This window comes from Sphingorhabdus sp. 109 (assembly GCF_902506555.1).
GTDB lineage: Bacteria > Pseudomonadota > Alphaproteobacteria > Sphingomonadales > Sphingomonadaceae > Parasphingorhabdus.
On record NZ_LR732707.1, the window covers coordinates 1,421,671 to 1,444,721 of the forward strand.

Annotated in this window: 19 protein-coding genes; 8 read left to right on the forward strand and 11 right to left on the reverse strand. The window is 56.4% G+C overall.

Features of this window, described 5'->3' with window-relative positions:
• Positions 1 to 43: 43 nt before the first annotated feature.
• The 3 genes from BOSE62_RS06735 to BOSE62_RS06745 all read right to left on the reverse strand — a co-directional run bounded on the left by BOSE62_RS06735 (position 44) and on the right by BOSE62_RS06745 (position 4,094).
• Positions 44 to 973 carry a PilZ domain-containing protein gene (locus BOSE62_RS06735; protein WP_328799763.1) on the reverse strand — a complete coding sequence of 310 codons (930 nt, stop codon included), beginning with the start codon at positions 971 to 973 and terminating at the stop codon, positions 44 to 46.
• Complete coding sequence (locus BOSE62_RS06740) at positions 974 to 1,588, reverse strand: hypothetical protein (RefSeq protein ID WP_159643528.1); 615 nt, start codon at positions 1,586 to 1,588, stop codon at positions 974 to 976.
• Between the two features lie 1,108 nt (positions 1,589 to 2,696).
• A complete protein-coding gene (locus BOSE62_RS06745; RefSeq protein WP_159643530.1) occupies positions 2,697 to 4,094 on the reverse strand; it encodes a glutamate ligase domain-containing protein in 1,398 nt (465 codons plus the stop codon).
• 34 nt (positions 4,095 to 4,128) lie between these two features.
• Here BOSE62_RS06745 and BOSE62_RS06750 point away from each other — a divergent pair, with 34 nt between their 5' ends.
• On the forward strand, positions 4,129 to 4,986 hold the full coding sequence (locus BOSE62_RS06750) for an LD-carboxypeptidase (protein ID WP_159643532.1): 858 nt from the start codon (positions 4,129 to 4,131) through the stop codon (positions 4,984 to 4,986).
• A gap of 48 nt (positions 4,987 to 5,034) precedes the next feature.
• Here the strand turns inward: BOSE62_RS06750 and BOSE62_RS06755 are convergent, their stop codons facing one another.
• Entirely contained in the window at positions 5,035 to 6,960 is a 1,926-nt protein-coding gene (locus tag BOSE62_RS06755) for a polysaccharide biosynthesis protein (protein WP_159643534.1), read from the reverse strand.
• A gap of 328 nt (positions 6,961 to 7,288) precedes the next feature.
• Between BOSE62_RS06755 and BOSE62_RS06760 the strand changes: the two genes are divergently transcribed.
• Both BOSE62_RS06760 and BOSE62_RS06765 read left to right on the forward strand, forming a co-directional pair.
• A complete protein-coding gene (locus BOSE62_RS06760) occupies positions 7,289 to 8,092 on the forward strand; it encodes a class I mannose-6-phosphate isomerase (RefSeq protein ID WP_159643536.1) in 804 nt (267 codons plus the stop codon).
• 10 nt (positions 8,093 to 8,102) lie between these two features.
• A complete protein-coding gene (locus BOSE62_RS06765) occupies positions 8,103 to 9,170 on the forward strand; it encodes a mannose-1-phosphate guanylyltransferase/mannose-6-phosphate isomerase (RefSeq protein ID WP_159647933.1) in 1,068 nt (355 codons plus the stop codon).
• A gap of 34 nt (positions 9,171 to 9,204) precedes the next feature.
• On the opposite strand, the gene BOSE62_RS06770 is transcribed toward BOSE62_RS06765, so the two are convergent.
• A complete protein-coding gene (locus BOSE62_RS06770; protein ID WP_159643538.1) occupies positions 9,205 to 9,549 on the reverse strand; it encodes a hypothetical protein in 345 nt (114 codons plus the stop codon).
• Positions 9,550 to 9,656: 107 nt separating this feature from the next.
• Between BOSE62_RS06770 and wecB the strand changes: the two genes are divergently transcribed.
• Complete coding sequence (gene wecB, locus BOSE62_RS06775) at positions 9,657 to 10,787, forward strand: non-hydrolyzing UDP-N-acetylglucosamine 2-epimerase (protein ID WP_159643540.1); 1,131 nt, start codon at positions 9,657 to 9,659, stop codon at positions 10,785 to 10,787.
• A gap of 103 nt (positions 10,788 to 10,890) precedes the next feature.
• Complete coding sequence (gene wecC / locus BOSE62_RS06780; RefSeq protein ID WP_159643542.1) at positions 10,891 to 12,189, forward strand: UDP-N-acetyl-D-mannosamine dehydrogenase; 1,299 nt, start codon at positions 10,891 to 10,893, stop codon at positions 12,187 to 12,189.
• 9 nt (positions 12,190 to 12,198) lie between these two features.
• On the opposite strand, the gene BOSE62_RS06785 is transcribed toward wecC, so the two are convergent.
• From BOSE62_RS06785 to BOSE62_RS06805, 5 genes are all read right to left on the reverse strand, one after another.
• Complete coding sequence (locus tag BOSE62_RS06785; RefSeq protein WP_159643544.1) at positions 12,199 to 13,251, reverse strand: glycosyltransferase family 4 protein; 1,053 nt, start codon at positions 13,249 to 13,251, stop codon at positions 12,199 to 12,201.
• Between the two features lie 2 nt (positions 13,252 to 13,253).
• On the reverse strand, positions 13,254 to 14,825 hold the full coding sequence (locus BOSE62_RS06790) for an ArnT family glycosyltransferase (RefSeq protein ID WP_159643546.1): 1,572 nt from the start codon (positions 14,823 to 14,825) through the stop codon (positions 13,254 to 13,256).
• A 111-nt stretch (positions 14,826 to 14,936) separates the two neighbouring features.
• Positions 14,937 to 15,845 carry a sulfotransferase domain-containing protein gene (locus BOSE62_RS06795; RefSeq protein ID WP_159643548.1) on the reverse strand — a complete coding sequence of 303 codons (909 nt, stop codon included), beginning with the start codon at positions 15,843 to 15,845 and terminating at the stop codon, positions 14,937 to 14,939.
• Positions 15,838 to 16,737: a hypothetical protein gene (locus BOSE62_RS06800; protein ID WP_159643550.1), complete on the reverse strand. Its 900-nt coding sequence runs from the start codon at positions 16,735 to 16,737 to the stop codon at positions 15,838 to 15,840. The genes BOSE62_RS06795 and BOSE62_RS06800 overlap by 8 nt, the downstream gene beginning before the upstream one ends.
• 1 nt (position 16,738) lies before the next feature.
• On the reverse strand, positions 16,739 to 17,755 hold the full coding sequence (locus BOSE62_RS06805) for a glycosyltransferase family 2 protein (RefSeq protein WP_159643552.1): 1,017 nt from the start codon (positions 17,753 to 17,755) through the stop codon (positions 16,739 to 16,741).
• A 146-nt stretch (positions 17,756 to 17,901) separates the two neighbouring features.
• Between BOSE62_RS06805 and BOSE62_RS06810 the strand changes: the two genes are divergently transcribed.
• From BOSE62_RS06810 to BOSE62_RS06820, 3 genes are all read left to right on the forward strand, one after another.
• Positions 17,902 to 18,780, forward strand: a complete 879-nt coding sequence (locus tag BOSE62_RS06810; RefSeq protein ID WP_159643554.1) for an HpcH/HpaI aldolase/citrate lyase family protein — start codon at positions 17,902 to 17,904, stop codon at positions 18,778 to 18,780.
• 98 nt (positions 18,781 to 18,878) lie between these two features.
• Positions 18,879 to 20,333, forward strand: coding sequence for a coniferyl aldehyde dehydrogenase (locus BOSE62_RS06815; protein WP_159643556.1), 1,455 nt, complete (start codon positions 18,879 to 18,881; stop codon positions 20,331 to 20,333).
• Positions 20,334 to 20,345: 12 nt separating this feature from the next.
• A complete protein-coding gene (locus tag BOSE62_RS06820) occupies positions 20,346 to 21,515 on the forward strand; it encodes a CaiB/BaiF CoA transferase family protein (protein ID WP_159643558.1) in 1,170 nt (389 codons plus the stop codon).
• Position 21,516: 1 nt separating this feature from the next.
• Here the strand turns inward: BOSE62_RS06820 and BOSE62_RS06825 are convergent, their stop codons facing one another.
• Positions 21,517 to 22,890 (reverse strand): DEAD/DEAH box helicase, encoded by a 1,374-nt coding sequence (locus tag BOSE62_RS06825; RefSeq protein WP_159643560.1) that lies wholly within the window; start codon positions 22,888 to 22,890, stop codon positions 21,517 to 21,519.
• Between the last annotated feature and the right edge of the window lie 161 nt (positions 22,891 to 23,051).

Sequence of the window (23,051 nt, forward strand, 5' to 3'; positions counted from 1 at the left end):
CGTTCGAATAGAGCGATGACGCAGCCTGAACGAACAGATCCGGCTATGCCTTCGCCGCTGCCCGTTCTTCGTCAAATGCCCGCAAAACGATTGTGCCGATCGACAATTCTTCATTATCCGCATTGCGGATACTGACCCGATAGAAAAATTTCGACGTCGCTTTGAACTGGGTCAGGGCTTCGGTTGCCGAATCCAGCGTGTCGATCAGGATTTCCTTGCCGAGATCATCATGTCCGATAACCTTGTAGGGCAGACGATCGGCCGCCGTTTCGCCCGAACCGTTTTTTTGAGTATCCTTGCTGAGATCTGCAAGATCATCGCTATCGACACGTGTCGCCCGGTAAAAGGTGGACAACCAGACCATCAGGTCATCCAGCGGCAGCCGCCGTGAGAATACGATTCCGACGCGCGCGCCCGATTGCCAGCGAACCGTACCGTTAATATCCAGTAGTTCGGGGACCGACAGCCGAAGATTCTTGCCGGTTTCGAAAACATGATCTGTTCTGATGCAGATTCCGGCAGGAGAAATATCGCAAATATCGCCATGGATCAGGCGCGATCCCTGGTAAATATTGATCGGATGCTTCATTTCGATCCTTGGCAGCCGCGCAACCCGGCCCTGTTTGGACTCATTGGGTTTTGTCAGCACAGTGGCAATGTCGATCGGTGAGGAAAATTCGACGCCGGCAAGGGCCTCCTTGCGCCAGCGCACGGTGCCGGTCAGTTCCTGTTCTTCGGTCAGCATGGCGGAAACCGTATCGCCCAGTTCGAAATTGGGATGGACCTCGACCATCATGCCTGTTGCGGACAGATTCTTGATGAACCCCCAGCCTTCACCGGCTGCTCCCTTGATCTTGGCAAGCCGCAGCATTGCAATATGCCGCTCCTGTTTTCTGCGATCCTCTTCCACAACGATATTATCCGATGGAAAAGATGAAGATGGGGAAGCTCCAGATTCGATCATATTTGTCATTTACTTGACCTTCATTCGGTAACGTAGGGAGAACCGTTCATATTTTCCTGCCGCCGGCAGGAGGGCGCCGGTCGGCCGGAATTTGATATGCGTGACCGCCGCATCAAAGCCGTCACTGTCGGCGACCGGGACATAGTCGAATGTTTTGCCGCCATCGTTCGAGAACTCGATCGAATCCTCGGCGCTGGAGAGACCGGCAAAGCTGAATTTCAAACCGCTGTCATGGTCGTTGAACACCGCAGGACCGGCTCCGGCCTGATCAAGATCACCGACGAACAGGGTAAGATGTTCGGGGACCTTGTCGGTAACCGCAAAGGATGCCGCTGGCGTTCCGTGCTGTCCCGGGCCGCTGACCGATACGAAAAAATCCATTACCGATCCCGGAAGAGCAACGTTCGTCCCGCGGTTGTCGGCTGGACCGCCGACGATATTGCTGGACAGTGCAATGGCGACATTTTCGCTCGGTTCGGCTTCGGCAAAAGCCGGCAGGGGAACAGCGACCAGGGCCAGCGCGATCGCACATGGCAAGGCGCCAGGCCTGGCGGTAGCGCGAATGGTCCGACGGTCGCTCTGGACCGCTGAAGACCTGTATTTCGCACTCGGTATCTGCATCATCTTATCCCGTTATATCCTGTTTACTGCTGTTTGAGCGGAAGATTAAGGTTACCGCCCCCATATTTTTACCGACATAACCATTCCCCTTGTTTGACCGCTCAGTGCAATTCGACCAGACGGAGCTCGCAGGATTCCCCGGGACTTCTGCCGGCATCAGCACCCAATAGAATTTCACAATTCCGAAAACTCGTGCTGTGCGAGACCATTATCGCCGCATTCGCTGAATCAGGGGTGTCCTGCATCACAGAAGTCATGGTGAATGGTTTGACAACCCGGGCAGAAGCCACCGCCGTAGCGCGGCCGGTTTGCGGGCCGGATGCCGGGTCTGTGGCAAAAGCTTCAGAAGCGAGAGCGGGCAATATGATCAGTATCATGATTGCAAGAATAGAGAGTGAGAGCAATTCGGAAGAGCGGAACAACCGAGAAAAATCGGCTTTCACTTTCCACATTATCGAACCACCTACCTGCATCACGCATCTCACCTATTGGTTTGCAAGAGGGAGCCCGACAGACGCTTGTCCGATGATGGAGCGGATAGAATGTCTACCCGCTCCATCAGGAACAATCGGTGCGATATTGACCAGAATATCGCACCAGTGCCGGGGCAACTGTGGCGCTTGATTGGGTTACCACAGGCAAAAAGCCGTATTGCCCCACTTGCCTATCCTTTGTGACGGAGCACGGCCGGAAAAAGCAGTTAGACACGGCTAAAGTTACACAATGTTACGGTAGCAGATTTTTAAGTCACTGTAAAAATGGGTTTTTTGCAAGATGCTTAAGATAACAGGTCGGAAAGATTAACTCTTTTTACACAATAGTTAACAAAATCCTCGCAAATATTTGCCTTGTGATACGGTTACTCGGGATCGAAAAAGGCGTGTGTCACAGGATTATGGCCATATGACTCGCGATATGGCTGAATATACAACATCAACGGCCGCGGGAAAAGGCCAATAGCGTTCGCTACACCATCACTGGCTCTGCACCGGTGCAGGATAGCGGTAGTGGTTGCTACGCGCCGGTCTGCCGACAAGGGGAGATATCCGGTCGAGACAAAAACCGCTGGCTGAATTTGCCAAGCCCCGCGTTTCTCGGTCTGAAAGCCAGATCATTTCCGGGCGCTTTTTGCCAGGATCGACTCGGCAAAGCCGTGCAACGTGTCATCGCGGGCCCCCATGATGACGATTCTATCTCCTGATTCGGCGAGTTCCGCCATTCGGTCACCGCAATCCTCGCGAACCGGAATATATTCCGCTCTGCCGCCAGCCGCATTTATGGCGTTGACAATTGTTTCGCTACCCAGCGACCGGTCGACCGTACCGCCAAAATAAACCGGATCACACAGAATGACGCGGTCGTCACCATCAAGATATTCGGCAAAAACCGATGCCAGTTCTGCCCCCATTTTCCGTATCGGTCCAAAACCGTGCGGCTGGAAAAAGGCTATGACCCGGCCGGGAAACGCCTTCAATGTCCTGAGCGTGGCAGCGATCTTGTCCGGATTGTGACCGAAATCATCGATCACGGTGACGCCCCCCGCGCTCCCCACAATATCGAAACGCCTGGCCAGTCCCTGAAACGTGCCGATCGCCGATATCGCCGTTGCCACCGGCACCCCGATCGCACAACCTGCCGCGATCGCTGCCAAGGCATTGGCGATATTATGCCGTCCGGGCACCTGTAGGGATACCGCATGGTCGGTACCGCCATTACGCAATATAAAAGTGCTGCCGAGCGGTTTTTCCTCGACGTGTTCCGCCCGATAATCCGCACCCTCGAGAAATCCGAAGCTGCTGCTGTCCGGCAGCACAAGCCCGTCCATCAGAGCCTGCGATTCCGCGTCATCATGGTTCCAGATTGCATGGCGCGACTTAGCGACAAAATTACCAAACAATATTCTCAGTTCTTCCAGGCTCTTGTGATCAAGGCTGACATTGTTGAGCACCGCGACTTCGGGATGGAACAATGCGATGGAACCGTCGCTTTCGTCGACTTCGCTGACCATAAGCGCGCTCCTCCCGACGCGGGAACTGGTGAAGGGCGCATCATCATTGGCGAAATTTTTCATCACCGCCCCGTTCATGATGGTCGGATCGCGGCCGGCTTCGGTCAATATCCAGCCGATCATCCCGGTAACCGTGGATTTCCCGCTGGTGCCGCCCACGGCGATGCTGCTCGCCATGGCATTGAAATGCTCTGCCAGCAATTCCGCCCGGGTCATACGCTTGCACCCCAGAGCCGTCGCCCGCGCAACATCGGGCACGGTTTCTTCAATGGCTGCGGAAGCAATCAGTATCTGGCTGCCTTCGCCAAGACCGCTGCCGTCTTGTTGAAACAGTTTGATCCCCCTGTCCTGCAACCACCGGAATTTGTCCGCCAATCGGCCTTGGTCCAAAGCCCGGTCCGATCCGGCGACCTGCGCCCCCGCTGCTTTGACGATCATTGCCAGTGGCAACATGCCGGAACCACCGATTCCGCAAAAATAATAGGATTTGTCTTCGGTCATTTTTTCGCGCTATTGCTTCTCCATCTGTTTGGCAATGGCGCAAGGAACAAAATCGATCTCCCGACCAGTCCGCATCGGCATTTGTGCGCCATCAACCCCTTTCACCAGGGACGCCGCTGATCGCGTCCTCGCGCTTGCGGCGCAAAGCCACCCGCAGGCGGAACTATTGTTCCATGAGCAATGTTTTTTCACGCAAGGACATTTCGCCGGCAGCGACAGAGAACGGACCGACAGTTTCGTCGCTTTGGCCAATGATCCGGGTATAGATGCCATATGGTTCGTCCGGGGCGGCTATGGCGCGGCCCGAATCGCGGAGGCCGCAGTCAACCGGCTGAACGATATTGCCAGTGACAAGATCTATCTCGGATATAGCGATGCCGGCAATATGCTTGGCGCACTCTATCGCGCCGGCATCGGCAACGTCGCGCATGGCCCGATGCCATCCGACATTGGCAGGTCCGGCGGCGAGGTCGCCGTTAGGAGAGCGCTTGACTGGATCGTGCACGGAAAGCCGGATGCGATCGAACCCGGCCTGATCAGCGGCCAGAATCACGTCGCGTTCAATCTGATCACGCTCGCCATGATGACCGGAACAAGGCTGATGCCGGATCTGCGGGATCATATCCTGATTATCGAGGAAATATCGGAATATCTCTACGCCTTTGATCGCGCCATGTTTCATTTGTGCAGCAATCTTGCGGATCAGGGCCTTGCCGGAATAAAATTGGGACGCGTTGACGACATTCCCGAGAATGATCGTCCGTTTGGCGAGAATCCCGAAGAAATTGTAAATCGATGGGCCCAAGGCAACGCAGTCCCCTATCTCGGGCGGGCGGAAATCGGCCATGATGTGCGGAACCGGGTCGTGCCGTTCGGGCGACTGGAAAACTGATTGAGCGGTCACGAGATTATCAGCGTCGACTAATCACTCGTTCCGGGATCAGGACGCCTTGTCCAGATTGCCCTCATTGTCCCGGCCGTGGTCAAATTCCGGCACCAGCGACTTTAGAGTGTCAATCGCACGGTCGGGATCACGACAATCCAGCAGGTCATCGATCAGCGCGTCCAGCATGTCCTGAGAAAGAAATGTTTCATGCGCTTTCATAATCCGCGGATGCAGGGTTTTTTGCGGGTCGTTGCCGATGATCAGCTCTTCATAGAGCTTTTCGCCGGGGCGTAGCCCCACTTCGACAATTTCAATATCGCCGTCGGGATTGGTCTCGTTGCGAACCGTCAAACCGGAGAGCCGCACCAATGTTTCGGCAAGGTCTTGGATTTTCACCAGCTTGCCCATGTCCAGCACAAAAACTTCTCCGCCCTTGGCCATGCCGGCCGCCTGGATCACCAGTTGCGCCGCCTCGGGGATGGTCATGAAATAGCGGGTGACTTTGCGATCGGTCAGGGTGATCGGGCCGCCCTGCTCGATCTGCTTGCGGAAAAGCGGTACGACGGAGCCGCTGGAGCCCAGGACATTGCCGAAACGCACCATGGAGAATCTGGTGTCGTCTGCACCGTCGGCAAAATTCTGGACTATCTGTTCGGCAGCCCGCTTGGTCGCCCCCATGACATTGGTCGGGCGCACAGCCTTGTCGGTGCTGATCAGGATGAAATCCTTGACCTTGGTAGCTTTTGCAGCGGCAGCCAGAGCTTTTGTTCCCAATATATTGTTGCGGATGCCTTCGATAGGATTGGCCTCGACCAGCGGTACATGCTTGTAAGCGGCGGCATGGAAAACGGTGTCAGGCTTCCACAGGCCGAGTATTTCATCCAGCCTTTTGGTATCGACGACCGAACCGAGAACGGGGATCAGTTCCAGATTCACCGCAGCCTGACTGGCAACGAGTTTTTTCAGTTCCTTCTCGATTTCATAAAGCGCGAATTCGGAGATATCCAGCATCACCAGGCGACGGGCACCCGATCTCGCGATCTGCCGGCACAACTCACCCCCGATTGATCCACCGGCCCCCGTAACCAATACCGTCTTTCCGACAATCGTCCGCCCGAACAGCAGTTCATTGGGCTTGACCGGTTCACGTCCGAGCAAATCTTCAATTTCCAGTTCGCGAATATCACTGAAGGCGATTTTTCCGGAGATTATTTCCTGCATGTTCGGCAATGTCTGGACATGCACCGTGAACTCGCGGACCTGGTCGACGATTGCCCGGCGCTTTCTCCGGCTGATCCGCGGCAGGGCGAGCAGAATGTCGGTGATTTCATATTTGCGGATCAGATCAGGAAGATGACCGCTCCAGAAGACCTTGTCGCCATCCAGCCGCTGTCCATTCAGCCGGTGATCGTCATCAATATAGCCGCGAAGCCGCATGGCGGGTTCCGACCGCATTGATGCCGCTAATTGCTGGCCGGCACTGCCTGCTCCGTAGATCAGTACGTTTCTTACCACACCGGCGAACCTGTTCCGGCCGAGGATATCGACCATGAGATAGCGTCCGGCGACCCTGGAAAAGCCGACAAGGATGAAAAATACCACTGGCTGGATGAGCCCGATGGTCCGTGGCACACCGTCCATTCCGGCAACCGCAAATGCAATGGCCGTCACCACTGAATAGAATGCGAATGCACGCACCAATGTTCGCATCATGCCGGTACCGGCATAGCGGAAAATGGCATTATATACGCCACTCAGAATAAAAATCGGGATCATCAGCAACAGGCAGACCAGCACGGTTTTCTGAATGGCGATATCCCACAAGACCCAGACACCGATGCGCAGGGAATAAGCGATCCAGATCGACTGCACGCAAAGCAAGACGTCCAGCAAAAGTACGATTGCTCTTTTTTTCCATCGTGACAGCTGGGCTATTCTTTCCAGCAACGACGTTATGACGGCTGTGACATTCTCGATCATGTGGCTCTCAAAGCTGGCTTTTGGATTCTTGAAGCTGCAACGCCGAAACAGGCATTTACCCAACAGGCGCTGTTTAGCCAACAACTTAAAGCAACTAATATTCTGTTATCCAAAAGACGGCAGTGCCTCTCTGCCCAACCAGCCAGAAACCTGAAATTATGCAGATCAAACTGTCTTTGGGCCGGAAAATTCCGAAAGACATCCGCCTTGGTCAGCAACAGAAACGTAGCGGACACCTTGCGAGCCATTTACAATCCACTCGAATTTGCGCAAACAGATCCCGTGGATGCGAGTATCGATTGAAACCAGTGAGCGCTAATTTCAGAATATGAAGCTGAAGAGAAAATTTGTCGAGAAGCCTTGGGGGCAGGAAGGCCTGCCCGACATATTCAATGGCGGGAACGGCAAGAAGATTGGCGAAATCTGGTATGAAGCGCCAAAGGGTATCTCGCCGCAGTTGCTGGTGAAATATCTGTTCACCAGCGAAAAACTGTCCGTTCAGGTCCACCCCAATGACCGGCAGGCGCGCAGGGTCGGGTTTCCCCATGGCAAAGACGAATGCTGGTATATCCTAGACGCGGAACCGGATGCCATTCTCGGCCTTGGATTGAAGAAAAGCGTCAGCGCGACCAAATTGAAAACTGCGGCAATATTGGGCGAGATTGAACAACTTCTTGACTGGAAGCCGGTCAAGAAGGGAGATTTTTTCCATGTGCCGGCCGGTACGATCCACGCCATCGGCCCGGGAATTTCACTTGTCGAAGTCCAGCGAAACGTGGATATCACATACCGTATGTATGACTATGGCCGGCCACGCGAACTGCATCTGGACGAAGCGATCGGCGTGGCCAAGTTGGCCCCTTATGACATGAAATATGCAAGCGAGATTGCGCCTGACGAGACCGGCAGCTTCATCAGCAATGCCCCGATCGGACTGTTTCAGATTATCGGCACAGACGATGGGATCGTTGCGGAGACCGCAAGCAAGGAATGGCAGGTCATTCCGCTGGAAGGTTCCGTTACCGTCCGCGGCAAGCTTATCAAGGCGGGAGAATGCGGCATCTGTGCGCATTATTCCGATATTGATCTGGCCAAAAACAAAAAAACCCTCATCGCCTGCGTGACAGGTTGAGATAGTGACCATGCATTCAAATCCGCTGATAACGCCCGTCATCCTGTCCGGTGGTTCCGGCACAAGGCTATGGCCGCTTTCGACCCCGGAAAAGCCGAAGCAGTTTCTCAACCTGTTCGGCCCGCTGAGCATGTTTCAACTGACCCTCCAGCGCTGTGCGGACCAGAGCCTGTACCGCAATCCGGTCATCGTGGGTTCTGCCAGCCATATCGAACTTCTCCGGGACCAGATGCAGGAAGTCGGCGTGATGTCCGGCGATATCATCCTCGAGCCCTGCCCTCGCAATACCGCTCCTGCGATCGCCCTCGCCGCGCTGTCGGCTGAAAATCCGACGGATCTGTTGCTGGTGATGCCGAGCGACCATATGATCGAAAATCTCGCAGCCTTCCGCAAATCCGTGATTGCCTCGATACCGGTTGCGCAATCCCGCTGGCTGGTGACATTCGGTATCGAAGCCACCGGCCCGGCGACCGGATATGGATATATCAAGCAGGGCGACAGAATTGTCGGCAGCGCCAGAAGCCTGTCGGCCAGAAAATTTGTCGAAAAACCGAACCGGGAAAATGCGGAAAAAATGCTGGCGGAAGGCGGCTATCACTGGAACGCCGGGATATTCCTGTTCCGAGCCGACAGCTATCTGGCGGCGATGGAACAATATGCTCCGGAAATTCTCGCCGCCTGCCGGTCTGCCATGGACAGGCACCAAAGCGACGGGGATATTTGCTATCCCGATCGGGATGCATTTGCCTCGGCCCCGTCCGACTCCATCGACTATGCAATCATGGAAAGGGCGGACAAAGTGGCGGTGACCCCCGTCAATCCCGGCTGGTCGGATGTGGGAAGCTGGGATGCCCTTTTCGACATCTCGAACAAGGACGAACATTCAAACGCGATCGTCGGCAATGCGGTGGCTATCGATTCCGGCAACAATCTGATTCACAGCGAAGACATCCAGGTTGCGGTTCACGGCGTGAATGACCTGATCATTGTAACCCACGGCAATAAAGTCATGATCCTGCCGCGCGGCCAGTCGCAAAATGTCAAAGAGATTGCGCAGACGGTTGAGGCCGAAGACTAGACGGGTCAGGCATTCCTACCCTGCCTGCCAAGCGCTAGTTTCTGTCGCCATCGGCCTTACCGGTCAGCCAATCCGGCCAGAACCGCGCGATCATCAAAAATAATGTCGGCAACAGCAATGTATTCCAGATATCGCTGACCGCTTCGTCAATGTAGGAAATCTTCCGATCCTGCGGGGCGTCGATCTGACTAAAATCATAAAATTCATTGGCAAAAGCCGCGACCGCGACGAACAGCCATGGCACCGGACTAGCCAGCGATCGCCGACAGACGAGGGCCGCAGCCAGCTGAACCCCGATGCCCGCGTAAATATGCAGCGAATCGCGCGGCAGTCCGGTTGACAGTTCCAGCCAGTTTTTGATTTCAAACCAATCCATCATCACGCGATTGGGCTAGCCGGAGATCGGGGTCAACGATTATCGCAGATGATATCATTATGAAAATTTTAGCCAAACGCGTTTAGGCAGCCGGAATGACAAAAGAGACGATGAGAAAACCCAAAATATTGACCGTTTTCGGCACCAGACCGGAAGCCATCAAATTGTTTCCTGTGGTTCAGGCATTGTCCGGACGAACCGGTCTGGAAACCGTGACCTGCGTAACCGCCCAGCACCGGGAAATGCTCGACCAGGTGATGGATATTGCCGATATCCGCCCGGACTTCGACCTCGATTTGATGAAGGCCAACCAGAACCTCGACGATCTTACCGGCAGGCTTTTGTCGGGGATCGGCCAGATACTGGACGAGACAAAGCCGCAGCGGGTCGTGGTCCAGGGCGATACGGCCACCGCAATGTGCGGCGCGCTGGCCGCTTATTATCGCCAGATTCCCGTCAGCCATGTCGAAGCGGGCCTGCGCAGTTACAATATCTATCATCCCTGGCCGGAAGAGGTAAACCGCAAGATCATCGGCACGATTGCCGATCAGCATTTCGCCCCGACGAAGACATCCGCCGACGCTCTGGCAAAAGAGAATATTCCGGCGGATCAGATATATATCACCGGCAATACCGTGATTGATGCGCTTCTAGCCACCGTCAAAAAATATAAAGATTCCGATAGCCTGGGCCAGAGTCTTGCCGAGTTATATGAAAAATTTTGCGATCGGAAAATCATCGGTGTAACCAGCCATCGGCGGGAAAATCTGGGCGACGGACTGACCAATATTGCCAGCGCGCTCCGGACAATCGCGAAGCGAAACGATGTTGCGCTGATTTTTCCGGTGCATCTCAATCCGAAAGTCCGCACGATCATGCAGGATGCCCTGGACGGCCTTGACAATGTCGCGATGATCGAGCCGCTTGACTATCCGAATTTTGTCAGCCTGCTCAACCATTGCCACTTCATGATGACCGACAGCGGCGGTGTACAGGAAGAGGCGCCGGCGCTCGGCAAACCGGTGCTGGTGATGCGCGACACAACCGAGCGGCCGGAAGGCGTCGAGGCCGGTACCGCCAAGCTGGTCGGAACCGATGAAGCGGTGCTGGTAGCGGAAGCGAGCAGGCTTCTGGATGACGAGGCGCATTATCTCGCCATGGCACGGGCCCACAATCCCTTTGGCGACGGCACGGCCAGCCGGCAGATTGCCGACATAATCGAAGACAGCCTTGCCACCTGAATATTTTTCAGGCCATCCGTATATTTCCTAAATATTTACAATGATTGGCTAGGCAATCGGCAGAAAACGCGCCGGATCGGCGCACTGTGGAGTGGCCTCTCATATGTTATCGGAAGAAAAACCAAGCGTCTGCGTCATGGGTCTCGGCTATATTGGCCTGCCAACCGCTGCCGTTATCGCCCGTTCAGGATGCCCGGTGCTCGGCATCGACGTCAACGAACAGGTCGTCGAAACGATCAATTCGGGTCGCATCCATATCGAGGAAGTGGATCTGGACGGACTGGTACAAGGCGTTGTTTCGCGCGGCACGCTGCGCGCCTCGCTGCTTGTCGAACCGTCCGATGTCTTTGTGATCGCCGTCCCGACGCCTTTTGGCGCCGACCATATCCCGGACACCAGCTATGTGATGGAAGCGGCCACCAATATCGCCGCGGCGCTGAAAGCGGGTGACACCGTGATTCTGGAGTCTACGTGCCCCGTCGGTACCACCGAGAAGATGCGGGACCTGATCGCGAAATTGCGTCCGGACCTGAAAATTCCCGGCCTGTCCAACGAGATACCCGATATCGCCATCGCCTACTGCCCTGAACGGGTGCTGCCGGGCAAGATACTCGAGGAACTGATCCAGAATGACCGCAGCATCGGTGGTATCACGCCGCGGTGCGCGCGCAAGGCACTCGGATTTTACCGCCGCTTCGTGCGCGGCGAACTGGTGACAACATCGGCGCGCGCCGCCGAAATGACGAAATTGGTCGAGAATAGCTATCGCGATGTCAATATTGCCTTCGCCAACGAGCTGTCGATCATCGCCGATCATATGGATCTGGATGTGTGGGAAGTTATCCGCCTCGCCAACCGTCACCCTCGGGTCAACATTCTGCAACCCGGTCCCGGCGTCGGCGGCCATTGTATCGCGGTCGACCCCTGGTTCATCATCCACAGCGCACCCGAACAGTCGCCGTTGATCCGCATCGCTCGCGATGTGAATGACGGCAAGACCGGCCATGTCCTCGAACAGGCTTCGCTGCTGATCGACGAATTGCCCGGGGTTGCCGTCGCCTGTTTCGGTCTGGCGTTCAAAGCGAATATCGATGATTTCCGCGAGAGCCCTGCCCTGAAGATCGCCGCCAAACTGGCGCGGCGCTATGGCGGCAGGATAAAGATCGTCGAGCCCTATGCCAGCGAACTGCCAGCCGCGTTCGAGGGCACCGGCGCGGAACTGATCGACATCGACCAGGCGCTGGAAAACTGCCCGATCATGATCACGCTTACCGATCACGACATGTTCAAATCGATCCCGCTCGACGAGCGCGCCGACAAGGTCGTCTATGACACGCGCGGAATCTGGCCGGACCAGCCGGACAACCGGGACGCGGTCAGCGGGCTCCGACTGGCCAGCTGAACAGTCGACTCAGGCTTTTTCGTAAACCGCCACCGTTTCCTCGGCTACCCGGTCCCAGTTGTAGCGCGCGCTGGCCACTGACTGCGCATCCCGGGTGTAGGCAGCACGTTTGCCGCTTGTCCAGGAGCGAACTTTCTCGATCGCCGCGATCCACTGATCCGGCGAATCAATATCTGCGACCAGGCCAATATCGGGCGTAACCACCTCTGCCAGACCGCTATGATCGGACGCAATGACAACAGCCCCGCAAGCGGCAGCTTCGGCGGCTACCAGTCCGAAACCTTCCTTGCCCAGACTGGGCACGATGACAGCCATGGCTTGTCCATATTCCGCCATCAGCTTTTCGGGTACGAGCTTGCCCAGATATTCGACCAGAGGCGAATCCAGCGTCTGCGCCTCCTTTTCATCCCAGATTGTGCCCGCAACCCTTATTCCCGGTGGAGATTCCATCCGCGCCAGCACCTCGTTGACGACGAAGGACAAACCTTTGCTGGGCGTAATCCGGCCGGCAAAAAACAGACATCCGTTATGCGCATAAGTGACATTATCGGAGCGCATATCCGTGGCGAGCGCGACCTTGTCTACATTCGCAAAGCCCAATTGCTCCGCCAGTTCGGCGATCCACGTGCTGTTGGCGATCAACCGTGACCGGCGCATCATCCGGGCACCGGTTTTGACATAGGCCGCATAAAGCCTGCCCGGGAGATTATTCTTTGTCGCTAGATTCAGGTCCGAACCGTGCGCCGACAATATGACGCGGCTCTGCGGATGGCGCAACGATGCGATCCAACCCAGCGGCCAGATCGCGACGTCGCCCAGATGCACGATTTTCGCCGGTCTGGCGAAAAGCAGACGGACCGCGGTCTTTACGCCGAAACCGATCAGCGCACCCACTGACGGAACAGCGCCATCGGCTTGTCCGGGCAGAGCGATTATGTCCAGCCGGTGGGTTTTGCCGAGTTCTTCCGTCAGGCGAAGACAATAGGTTTCCATCCCACCCATGGCCGGCGCCCATTTTCGGGTGATGAAGCGGACATCGTGTTCCTCTGGTTTTGCGCGCACGATCAAAATCCTCCCGCTATCGGTCCTTCCGGAAAATCTTCCGGCAGTTCCGGAACATGATCGAGCGCCCATAATTTGACGCAGCCGCCCTGTACAGGGCCCGCCAGATGCGTTCCTGCGGTGAGCGAAACACTATGCTGATCGGCGATATGTCGGCCGTCGATGACAAGATCGCCCCCATCGACCGAATAGACCCCGCTGCGGAATATGCGCAATTCTTGCTCTTCCCCCTGTGAGCAGACGTTTTTGCCCGCGATAAAAATCGTATCGCTGTAGCGCAGAAAATTGCTGCGCAGCGCCGCTACATCGCTGGCGGGCAACAGCGGGGCTGGTCCGTCAGTCTGATAGACCTGATCAAGCGCATCGCCGGTCGCGATGACAAAGGCGATCCGGCCGTCTTCTGTATCCCGGGCGATCTGACCCTCGCGCTCCTGCCAATAGCGACCCAGAGCGACCCCGGAGATAAGGGATCGGAATTGGCGCGGATATTCCGGCATATAGCTGGAATAGGACAGATAAGATGTCGGTTCGGGGAACAGGCGCTCAATCTCGCTGATCGTTGCCCGCTGCCGTTCGAGGGTGCCATAGGGCTCGTTCGCCAGCAGGAATGCCGGACCAAACAGACTGAAGATTATGACAGGCAAGAAGCCATAGCGCCTCACCAGCTGTGCCAGCACCGGCGTGATTGCTACGCAAACCGGTGGCAGCAGGAATGTAAAGAAATAGGGGAATGTGTTGCGGTAAAACAGGATGCAAAGCAATGGCCCGCACAGGCCCAACAACAGGATTTTGATGTTTCTCGGCAATCCGCTCGCGACCGGAACAAGCAGGATGAGGCCGAGAGTCAGCAGCGGGGCCAGAGCCATCTCCGCAAGAACATATCGTATCTGCTCAAACTCGAAGAAGCGCAGGAAACTGTCTATCTTGCCACCCAGACTGCTCCCCTGGGTTGAAGCCGCTGGCAGATTTGATCCGTGCAACCCGACGATCAGCGCAAACGCAAACATGGCTACGACCAGCACCGCCGTCGACCGATAAACGATATGGAACCGGCCATCGGTGGTGTCGCGCCACTGCAGATATGCAACGGCGGCAAAGCACGGCGCGTAGAATACGCTTTTAATCGTAAGCGCCCCCGCGAGACCGACGAGCAGGCCCGACAGAATGACACGTTTCCAGGAAAATGAACCGAAAACCAGCAGAGAAAGTGCCCCCATCAGGGCGGCCGCCGCAACCGGATCGGGGCGGTAGGTAAAGGCGTTTGTAAAGACAAAACCTGCGGTCAGATAGACCAGCCCGGACAACAGGGCTGTTTCACCATCAACCAGCCGCCGAGATAGAAGCACAATACATCCGGTCGTAAACAACACGCAAGCCAGCATGGCGATTCGGGCAATCTGGATTTGCGTGATCACGTTCTCGGCGGCCATCGCTGCCCAGCCAAACAACCGTACATGCAGGGATTGCAAACTGCCACTGAGCCGACCGTCGGCGAGTTCGTATATCTGTCCGAAGTGGAGAAACTCGTCCCAGTTTATCGCTTTCTGGAAGATCAGCCAGATCTGGCAGCACACAATTGCAATCAGGACGCCTAAAATGAGGTATCTCTGTTTTGCGCTTTCAGCATTTTGCTCAGGGACAATATTCATCGGGCGATCTCGATCCACAGGCTGGGCTGGCAAATATCACAGAGCAAGGGAAGATTCCCTGACCGGTGAAGCGATGGCCATCTGTGCATAGCCATATTTATCCATCCACGGGCCGCAAAGCTCGTCAACGATAGCCTTGTCCTGGTTGGACCAGCTTTTCCACGCATCCTTCCGGTTGCTGCTCGCATTGCGGACCGATGGCATGATATCGTCCACATTGCCGGTATGATATTGTCTGCCGCCGTGCGAGGACGCGAATGTCACCAGTCGTTCCATCGCACCCGTTTCCCGATCAAACAGATCTTCAAAACGGAATATCATCGTATTATCGGCAGACTGCGCCGCCGCGTCGATACGCCGGTAAATTTCACGCCATTCCCATGCCAAACGGCCAACCGGGCTGAGGCTGTTCCAGCGTTTCGTCCATTCCGCATCCCCTATTCTGGCCGGTGTAATCGGCCCCGGAGGGAAATAATATGTCCAGGGCGTCCCCGAATGGGACTTGTCATGTGCCAGCCAGGAACTGATCCAGCTTTTCGGGTCCCGAATGATCCCGATCGTCTTTGCTCCTGGCCAGATTTGTGCCATTTCACCGGAGAACATCCACCAGCGCCAGTAACTTTCTATGACCAGATTCTCGTCGATCCGGGCATGATAAGACGATCGCTGGCGACGGAGTTTTTCCGCCAGTTTGCTGATATCAGCCTCACCGGTGAGGAACTTCGTGCCGGCCACACGTAGCCCGGTCTGGCCGAGTGCCCGGCCAATGACCATATGCCATAGTCCGAAATCCTGGATCCGTTGCCAGGATTTGGCGTTAAATCCGGCGAACATGTCGGCTTCATGTTCCGACCAGCAATCCTCGATGATCGTCGCCAGAAGATCGCCGAGGAACTGGGTGCCGGTCCGTCCGCCTGAAGCGATGAAAACAAGATCTTTACTCAACGGCTTCGCCTCCTGGCTCGGGCTTGCCGCCGCCGGTGAGCAGTACGAACAAGGCGGTGACGGACAACCCGACCATGCGGTTCATGGCAACGGCCAGAAATGCCGTCGCAGGAGGAATCGAAACGACCGGGGCCAGAGCCGCTGAAAAAATCTCGCTGATGCCAAGCCCGGCCGGTGCGATGGCGGCGGCAGACCCGGCGATCGTCGCGAAGGCGAAGAGCAGGCCGCTTTCAAAGGGTAGAATTGTTCCGATGACCGCAAAAGCACAAACGACCCGCAGCGCGGTAAGCGCGATTCCAAAGAGCCGATGGGCCAGAATTTGCAATGCCCCGATCCAGCCAGCCCGATTGCCGATCCAGATCAGAATGGTCGCGGTGACCATGGTACCGGACAATATAATCGCCCACCCCCAGTTCTCACCATTGGCATAAATGGCAATTCCGGCACCCGAAGCCGCGATGGCAATCCAGAGAAACGCCGCCGCGAGGACCAGAACAGCCCCCTCCCCGACCTTCGCGCCAACAGACATCAGGGCTCCGGCACGCACTATCGCACCGCCGGGTATCGGCAATATCTCGGCGAGCTGAGCCAGAGCGGACCGGCGAAAAGCAAAGGATGCGGTCATTTTCAATCCAGCGACCTTGGCAAGAAGCTGCAACCCGGTCCCGCCGTACAGAAGCGAAAAGGGCACAAGAACGAAGGCCAGCAGCGCCAGCGGTCCCCATGCGATATCATCCAATCCGAGCCGCAAGTCACGGAGCGACCAGATGATACCGGCAAAGAAAATGACACCCGCCACCAGAGTGAGTGGCTTGCGATGGCGTTGCAACCAGTCTCGTATCGGCTGGGACCGCGTGCGCCAATAGGGAATATCCAAGAGCATCGAAGCCATGTCAGGCCCGCTTTTGCTCGGCCAGCATATCTTTCTCAATATCTGTCTTGACGGGCTTAATGAAGCCGGTCTTGCCGTCCAGCTTGTCCTCCAGCTTATGCAGTCTCTCCAGCGTCTGCTCCAGCAGCTGACGGTTGCGGCCGACCAGATCAGCGACGGCGCCGAACATGATTGCGACAACGCCCAGAACGATGAGCGAGCCGCCGATCACCAGCGACTGGATATGTCCGCCGCCCTCTCCGATTGCATAGAAATAGAGGAAGCGGATAATCGGCGTCACCCCGATCAGCGCGGAGACAGCTCCAGCCAGCACAAAAACCTTTAGCGGATTATACATCGCATAGGAGCGGATCATGGTCGCGCCGGTATTGGTGATGAATTGCGGCACCGACTTGAACAGACGTGACGGGCGGACCGCGCCATTGGTGCGGATCGGAACGGAGACGATTGCCATCCGTTTCCGACCGGCCTGGATCAGCATTTCCGTGGTATAGGAAAAGCTGGATGTGATATTGATTTTCTGCGCCGCAGCCCGGCTGATCGCACGAAATCCGCTGACCGCATCGGTAATATGGGTGTTGGATAGTCTCTTGACCGTCGCGCTGCCGAACCTCTGCAGCAGCCGTTTGAACGGACCGAAATGCGCATTGTTCCGGACACCGCGGTCGCCGACAACAATATCGGCATCACCGGCCAGAACCGGCGCAACCAGCTTGCCGATGTCCCGGCCTTCATATTGGTTGTCGGCGTCGGTGTTGACGATGATATCGGCGCCTTCGGCCAGCGCCCGGTTGATACCGGACTGGAATGCGGCGGCAAGACCGCGATTGGTCCGGTGCCGCACAATATGATGCACCCCGAAGCGGGTTGCGACATCACTGGTATTATCGGTGCTACCATCATCGATGATCAGGATTTCGATTGTGTCGATACCGTCAATCTGTCGCGGCAGCGCCACCAGGGTCTCGGGCAGGCTTTCCGCTTCGTTAAAGCAGGGGATCTGGATAATCAGCTTCATAAGACGCCGGTTCCTCTGGTTTTCGGCCGTTTTCGCACGCCGGATTATTCGGTTAAAAATGTCCTAAAAGCCTATGGTTAACAAAGCGTATATATCTCCGGAATAACTGGCTTTGCGTCTGGCAGGTGAGATGATACGGAAGGAGCATGACCCAGACCAATTATCGCCCCCGCCGTTCCTGCCTCTACATGCCTGCTTCCAACAGCCGGGCGCTGGAGAAGGCAAAAAGCCTCGCCGCCGACACGATTATCTTCGATCTCGAGGATGCCGTTGCGCCGGATGCCAAGGACGACGCGCGCGAACAAGCCTGCGCGGCCCTGCAGTCCGGTGCCTATGGCAACCGGGAACTGGTCGTGCGGATCAACGCCACCGACACCCCCTGGTTTGCGCAGGACCTCAAGAAAGCCTGCCGCAGCGGGGCCGACGCGGTGCTGGTGCCAAAAATCCTGTCTGCCGAAGATATCGTGACCATCAGCGATCTGATGGATGAATATGACGCCGCGCGGAACAGCAAACTCTGGGCGATGATCGAAATGCCGCTCGCCATTCTCAACCTGCCACAAATTGCCGCGCTCGGGACACAGAAACGGCTGACCGGCTTTGTCATGGGCTTCAATGATCTGGCCAAAGAGATGCATGCCGATCACGACCGCGCCAATTTTGCTTCGGTCATGACCCAGACCGTCATTGCTGCCCGCGCCTATGGTATCGAAGTGATCGACAGCGTCTATAATGATTTCAACGATCCGGACGGTCTCGAAGCAGAATGTCTGGAAGCCCGGAGACTGGGATTTGACGGCAAATCGCTAATCCATCCGGTGCAGATAGAAACCGCCAACCGCATCTTTGCCCCGCAAGCAGAGGCCCTTGCCGAAGCCGAGGCAATCATCGCCGCGTTCAGGGATCCGGTCAATGCCGGTAAGGGCGTGATTGTTGTCGACGGCAAAATGACCGAATTGCTCCACCTCAAGCAGGCCAGGCAGCTTGTCGCCACTGCCGCAGCCATCGAGGCACTGGCAAAATAAACGCTTCGCTCTCGACAAGCCGCCAAAAACATAGTTTAAGTGGCCAATTGAAATGGAACGGGACGGGGCGTTGAAGCCCTGCCCTTTGGAGAGCAGATATGGAAGCATTGGAAGCAGCAGCCGGCGAAGTCAGCAAAGACGAAATCATGAAGCTTTTTCAGGCGCAACGCGATGCGTTTCACGCCGAACTGCCTGTCAGCTTTGAGACCCGGATGGACCGGATCAACCGTACTGCCAAGATGATCATCGAAAATCAGGATGCGCTTTGCCAGGCGGTGTCGAACGACTTCGGCCATCGCAGCAGCGTCCAGACCGTGATGACCGACCTGATGTCGATCGTCGGCCATGCCAAGGATCACAAGAAAAATCTGAAAAAATGGATGCGCCCCGAGAAGCGGAAAATGGATTTCCCGCTCGGTTTGCTCGGAGCCAGCGGCCAGGTCGAATATCAGCCCAAGGGCGTGGTCGGCGTGATTTCTCCGTGGAACTTCCCGATCAATCTCGCCTTTGATCCAGCGATCGGCGCCTTTGGTGCAGGCAACCGGGTCATGATAAAATTTTCCGAATTTACGCCGGAAACCGGCGAACTGGTAAAGAAGCTGGTGGCCGAATATTTCGCGCCGGAGGAGATGACCGTAATCACCGGCGGGCCGGATACCGGCAAGGCCTTCTCCGAAATCCCCTGGGATCACCTGATCTTTACCGGCGGTGGGGGGATCGCCAAACATGTGATGGCAGCCGCGGCACAGAATCTGACACCGGTGACACTGGAACTGGGTGGCAAGTCGCCGACCATCATCGGACCGGACGCCGATATCGAGAAATCAACCCAGCGGATCGCCATGGGCAAGATGATGAATGCCGGACAGATTTGTCTGGCACCCGACTATCTGTTGGTGCCGCAGGATAAGGAAGAAGCGATTGTCGAAGGCATTGCCTCCAATGTCGCGGAACAATATCCGACCCTGATCGGCAATGACGACTATACATCGGTAATCAACGGCCGGCACAAGGAACGTCTGCAGGGGCTGATCGACGATGCCGTCAAAAAAGGCGCGAAGCAGACCGTCATCAATCCCGGTGACGAGGATTTCTCCAATACCAACAGCAACAAGATGCCGCTAACCGTGCTGCAGAATGTCAATGACGACATGCGCGTGATGCAGGAAGAAATTTTCGGTCCGGTGCTGCCGGTCAAGACCTATCGCAATCTCGATGAAGTGATCGACTATGTGAACGACCATGACCGGCCGCTCGGTCTTTATTATTTCGGTGACACCGAAAGCGACAAGCGCAAGGTGCTGGACCGGACCATTTCCGGCGGTGTCACCGTCAATGACGTGGTTTTCCACGTTGCCCAGCATGATCTGCCCTTCGGCGGTATCGGACCTTCCGGCATGGGTGCCTACACCGGTCCGGACGGCTTCAAGGAATTCAGCCATGCGAAAGCCGTCTTCCGCCAGCCGAAGATCAATATTGCCAAAATTGCTGGTTTCCTTCCCCCTTATGGCGCGGGTACAGAAAAGACAATGAAACAGCAGATGAAGCTATAACGTCAGGCAAATATGGCAGATTTTCCGTTAGCGGGGCTGAAAGTCCTTGATTTTACGCGCGTGGTTGCGGGACCTTATGCCACACGCATGCTGTCGGATCTTGGCGCAGAAGTGCTCAAGATCGAGCCGCCGGAAGGCGATGTCACGCGCAAGCTCGGAAATCCCGTAGAAGGAGCCAGCGGCTATTATCTGCAACAGAATATCGGCAAACGGAATATCTGTATCGACCTCAAAGCCGATGGTGCGCGCGCGCTGATTCTCAAGCTGGCCGCCGAGGCCGATATCGTTGCCGAAAATTTCCGCCCGGGCGTGATGGACAAATTCGGGATTGGTTGGGAGGACCTCTCGAAGGTCAATCCCGGGCTGATCATGCTGTCCATTTCGGGCTATGGCCAAACCGGACCGGACCGGAACAAGGCGGCCTATGCGCCCGTGCTGCATGCCGAAACCGGATTGATTGCGCGACAGCAGGAAATGAGCGGCGGGCAAGCTACCGATATCCAGCTTGCGGTTGCAGACAGCTATAGCTCGCTCCACGGTATCGTGGCCATTCTTGCCGCCTTGCGCGTCAGGGACAAGACAGGCGAAGGACAGCATATCGATCTGGCGATGATCAACGTGCTCCATTCCGTCGACGATTATGCCTACTGGGCACTAGAGGACGCATGGCCGAAACCGGAAGAAAATAGCGTCTGGGATGCACCCGAAAACCGGAAGATACTGATCACCGGCGATATGAAATGGATGTGGGTGATGTTCTCGACCCGCGGTGGCCTTGCCGACCCGACCCCGGAGGGAGCGGATATTGAAACCAAGGTTCGGTTAAGGCGCGAGACCATGGAGCAGCATATCCTGGGGCATGAGAGCTTTGCGGCGCTCACCGCCACGCTCGACCGGCTCAATCTCGCCTGGGGCGAAGTCCATCCCTTTGGGCCTGCAATCTACGACCAGCCCAGCGTGAGAGCGAATGGTGTGGTCGTCGATGTGACCGATGATGTCGGAAATCCACGCCGCACCATCCAGTCCCCCTATCGTTTCTCGAAATCGAAAAGCGGCATAGACAGCAATGCCAGAACCGCAAAGCGCGGCGAACATAATGTCGCCGCGCTTCGGGATTGGCTGGATATGGATGATCAGGAAATCAGCGCGCTTGCACAAAGCAAGGCGCTGATCTCGGATTAGCCTAGGCGTCGGCCTTGCGCGCCTGACGGCGTTTGAACGACTTTGCACCATTGTTCCAGTGCTTCGGTCCGTCGCTCTTCGCAGCCGAACCCGGGCCACCACGACCTGAACCGCCGACACCCGGACGTCCCTTGCGGGAGCTATGCTTGTTTTTCGGTGGTCCGCTGCGCGTCGGTTTTGCGCCATATTTCTTGGGCTTCTGACCGTATATCCGCGGCGCGACTTCTTCGCGTGGCGGTTCGTCATAGCCTTCCGGCAGAGCGATCACCTCCGGCTTCACACCGGTCAGCTTGACCACATCGCGCAGGAACTGGCGCTCGTCGGGTGCGACCAGCGAATAGGAAATGCCGCTCGCCCCTGCCCGCGCCGTCCGGCCAATACGGTGAACATATTGTTCCGACACATTGGGCATATCGAAGTTGATCACATGGGAAACACCGTCGACATCAATACCGCGCGCGGCAATATCGGTGGCAACAAGAATGTTGATTTTGCCCTTTTTGAAGTCACCCAGGGCGCGCTCGCGCTGAGGCTGGCTCTTGTTGCCGTGGATCGCGGCAGAATGGATCCCGACCGCCATCAGATTCTTCACAACCTTGTCGGCGCCATGTTTGGTCTGGGTGAAGACCAGCATATGGTCGGGATTCTCCTTGTTGATGAAATCCTTCAGCAAACGCTGTTTGTCGTCCTGATTGATATAGGTGACCTTCTGGTCGACCCGCTCGGCGGTCGTCGACTGCGGCGCAACAGACACCTGTACAGGGTTGGTCAGAAACTGGTCGGCCAGTTGCGAGATCGTCTTCGGCATGGTCGCCGAAAAGAACAGGCTCTGGCGCTGTTTGGGCAGCAACGGCACAATCTTCTTCAGCGGTACGATGAAGCCGAGGTCCAGCATCTGGTCGGCTTCGTCGAGTACCAGAATTTCGACCTTGCTGAGATTCAGATAGCGCTGGTCGACCAGGTCAAGCAGACGGCCGGGCGTTGCCACCAATACGTCGACGCCGCGTTCGAGCACGCGTTTCTGCCGGTTGATCGGCACGCCGCCAAAAGCCGAGGTCACGTAAAGGCCCAGACCCTTGGAATAGCCGATCATACTGTCGGCAATCTGGCGGGCCAGTTCCCGGGTCGGCGCGAGCACCAGCATCCGGCATTCAAAGCGGCCGGCACGTTTCTTGTTGTTCAGCAAATGATGGATCGACGGCAGCGAGAACGCGGCGGTCTTGCCGGTTCCGGTCTGCGCGATTCCAAGAATGTCCTTGCCTTCCAGCGCCGGGGGAATGGCTTGCTGCTGGATCGGGGACGGAGTGGTGTAGCCGCCTTCGGCCACGCGTTTTTGAATAGGTTCCGCCAGTGCGAAATCAGAAAATTTGGTCAATAGTATATACCTTGTAATAGCAGCAAGTGTCCAGCGCACAGCATGGAAGCTATACGCGTGTTCGCCGTCTGTTAAGACGACCCGCGTGATCAGGCTGCCGGAAAGAAAGAAGCAATGAAGGCGATAGGTTCGAGATGATCTTGCCACCTCTCACGCAGAAC

Coding starts and splice junctions, on each gene's coding strand:
- BOSE62_RS06760 (WP_159643536.1), top strand. CDS start 7,289: ATGAAGCTGAAGAGAAAATTTGTCGAGAAGCCTTGGGGGCAGGAAGGC.
- BOSE62_RS06745 (WP_159643530.1), bottom strand. CDS start 4,094: ATGACCGAAGACAAATCCTATTATTTTTGCGGAATCGGTGGTTCCGGC.
- BOSE62_RS06810 (WP_159643554.1), top strand. CDS start 17,902: ATGACCCAGACCAATTATCGCCCCCGCCGTTCCTGCCTCTACATGCCT.
- BOSE62_RS06765 (WP_159647933.1), top strand. CDS start 8,103: ATGCATTCAAATCCGCTGATAACGCCCGTCATCCTGTCCGGTGGTTCC.
- BOSE62_RS06820 (WP_159643558.1), top strand. CDS start 20,346: ATGGCAGATTTTCCGTTAGCGGGGCTGAAAGTCCTTGATTTTACGCGC.
- BOSE62_RS06740 (WP_159643528.1), bottom strand. CDS start 1,588: ATGATGCAGATACCGAGTGCGAAATACAGGTCTTCAGCGGTCCAGAGC.
- BOSE62_RS06815 (WP_159643556.1), top strand. CDS start 18,879: ATGGAAGCATTGGAAGCAGCAGCCGGCGAAGTCAGCAAAGACGAAATC.
- BOSE62_RS06755 (WP_159643534.1), bottom strand. CDS start 6,960: ATGATCGAGAATGTCACAGCCGTCATAACGTCGTTGCTGGAAAGAATA.
- wecC (WP_159643542.1), top strand. CDS start 10,891: ATGTTATCGGAAGAAAAACCAAGCGTCTGCGTCATGGGTCTCGGCTAT.
- BOSE62_RS06735 (WP_328799763.1), bottom strand. CDS start 973: ATGACAAATATGATCGAATCTGGAGCTTCCCCATCTTCATCTTTTCCA.
- BOSE62_RS06805 (WP_159643552.1), bottom strand. CDS start 17,755: ATGAAGCTGATTATCCAGATCCCCTGCTTTAACGAAGCGGAAAGCCTG.
- wecB (WP_159643540.1), top strand. CDS start 9,657: ATGAGAAAACCCAAAATATTGACCGTTTTCGGCACCAGACCGGAAGCC.
- BOSE62_RS06750 (WP_159643532.1), top strand. CDS start 4,129: ATGGCGCAAGGAACAAAATCGATCTCCCGACCAGTCCGCATCGGCATT.
- BOSE62_RS06770 (WP_159643538.1), bottom strand. CDS start 9,549: ATGATGGATTGGTTTGAAATCAAAAACTGGCTGGAACTGTCAACCGGA.
- BOSE62_RS06800 (WP_159643550.1), bottom strand. CDS start 16,737: ATGGCTTCGATGCTCTTGGATATTCCCTATTGGCGCACGCGGTCCCAG.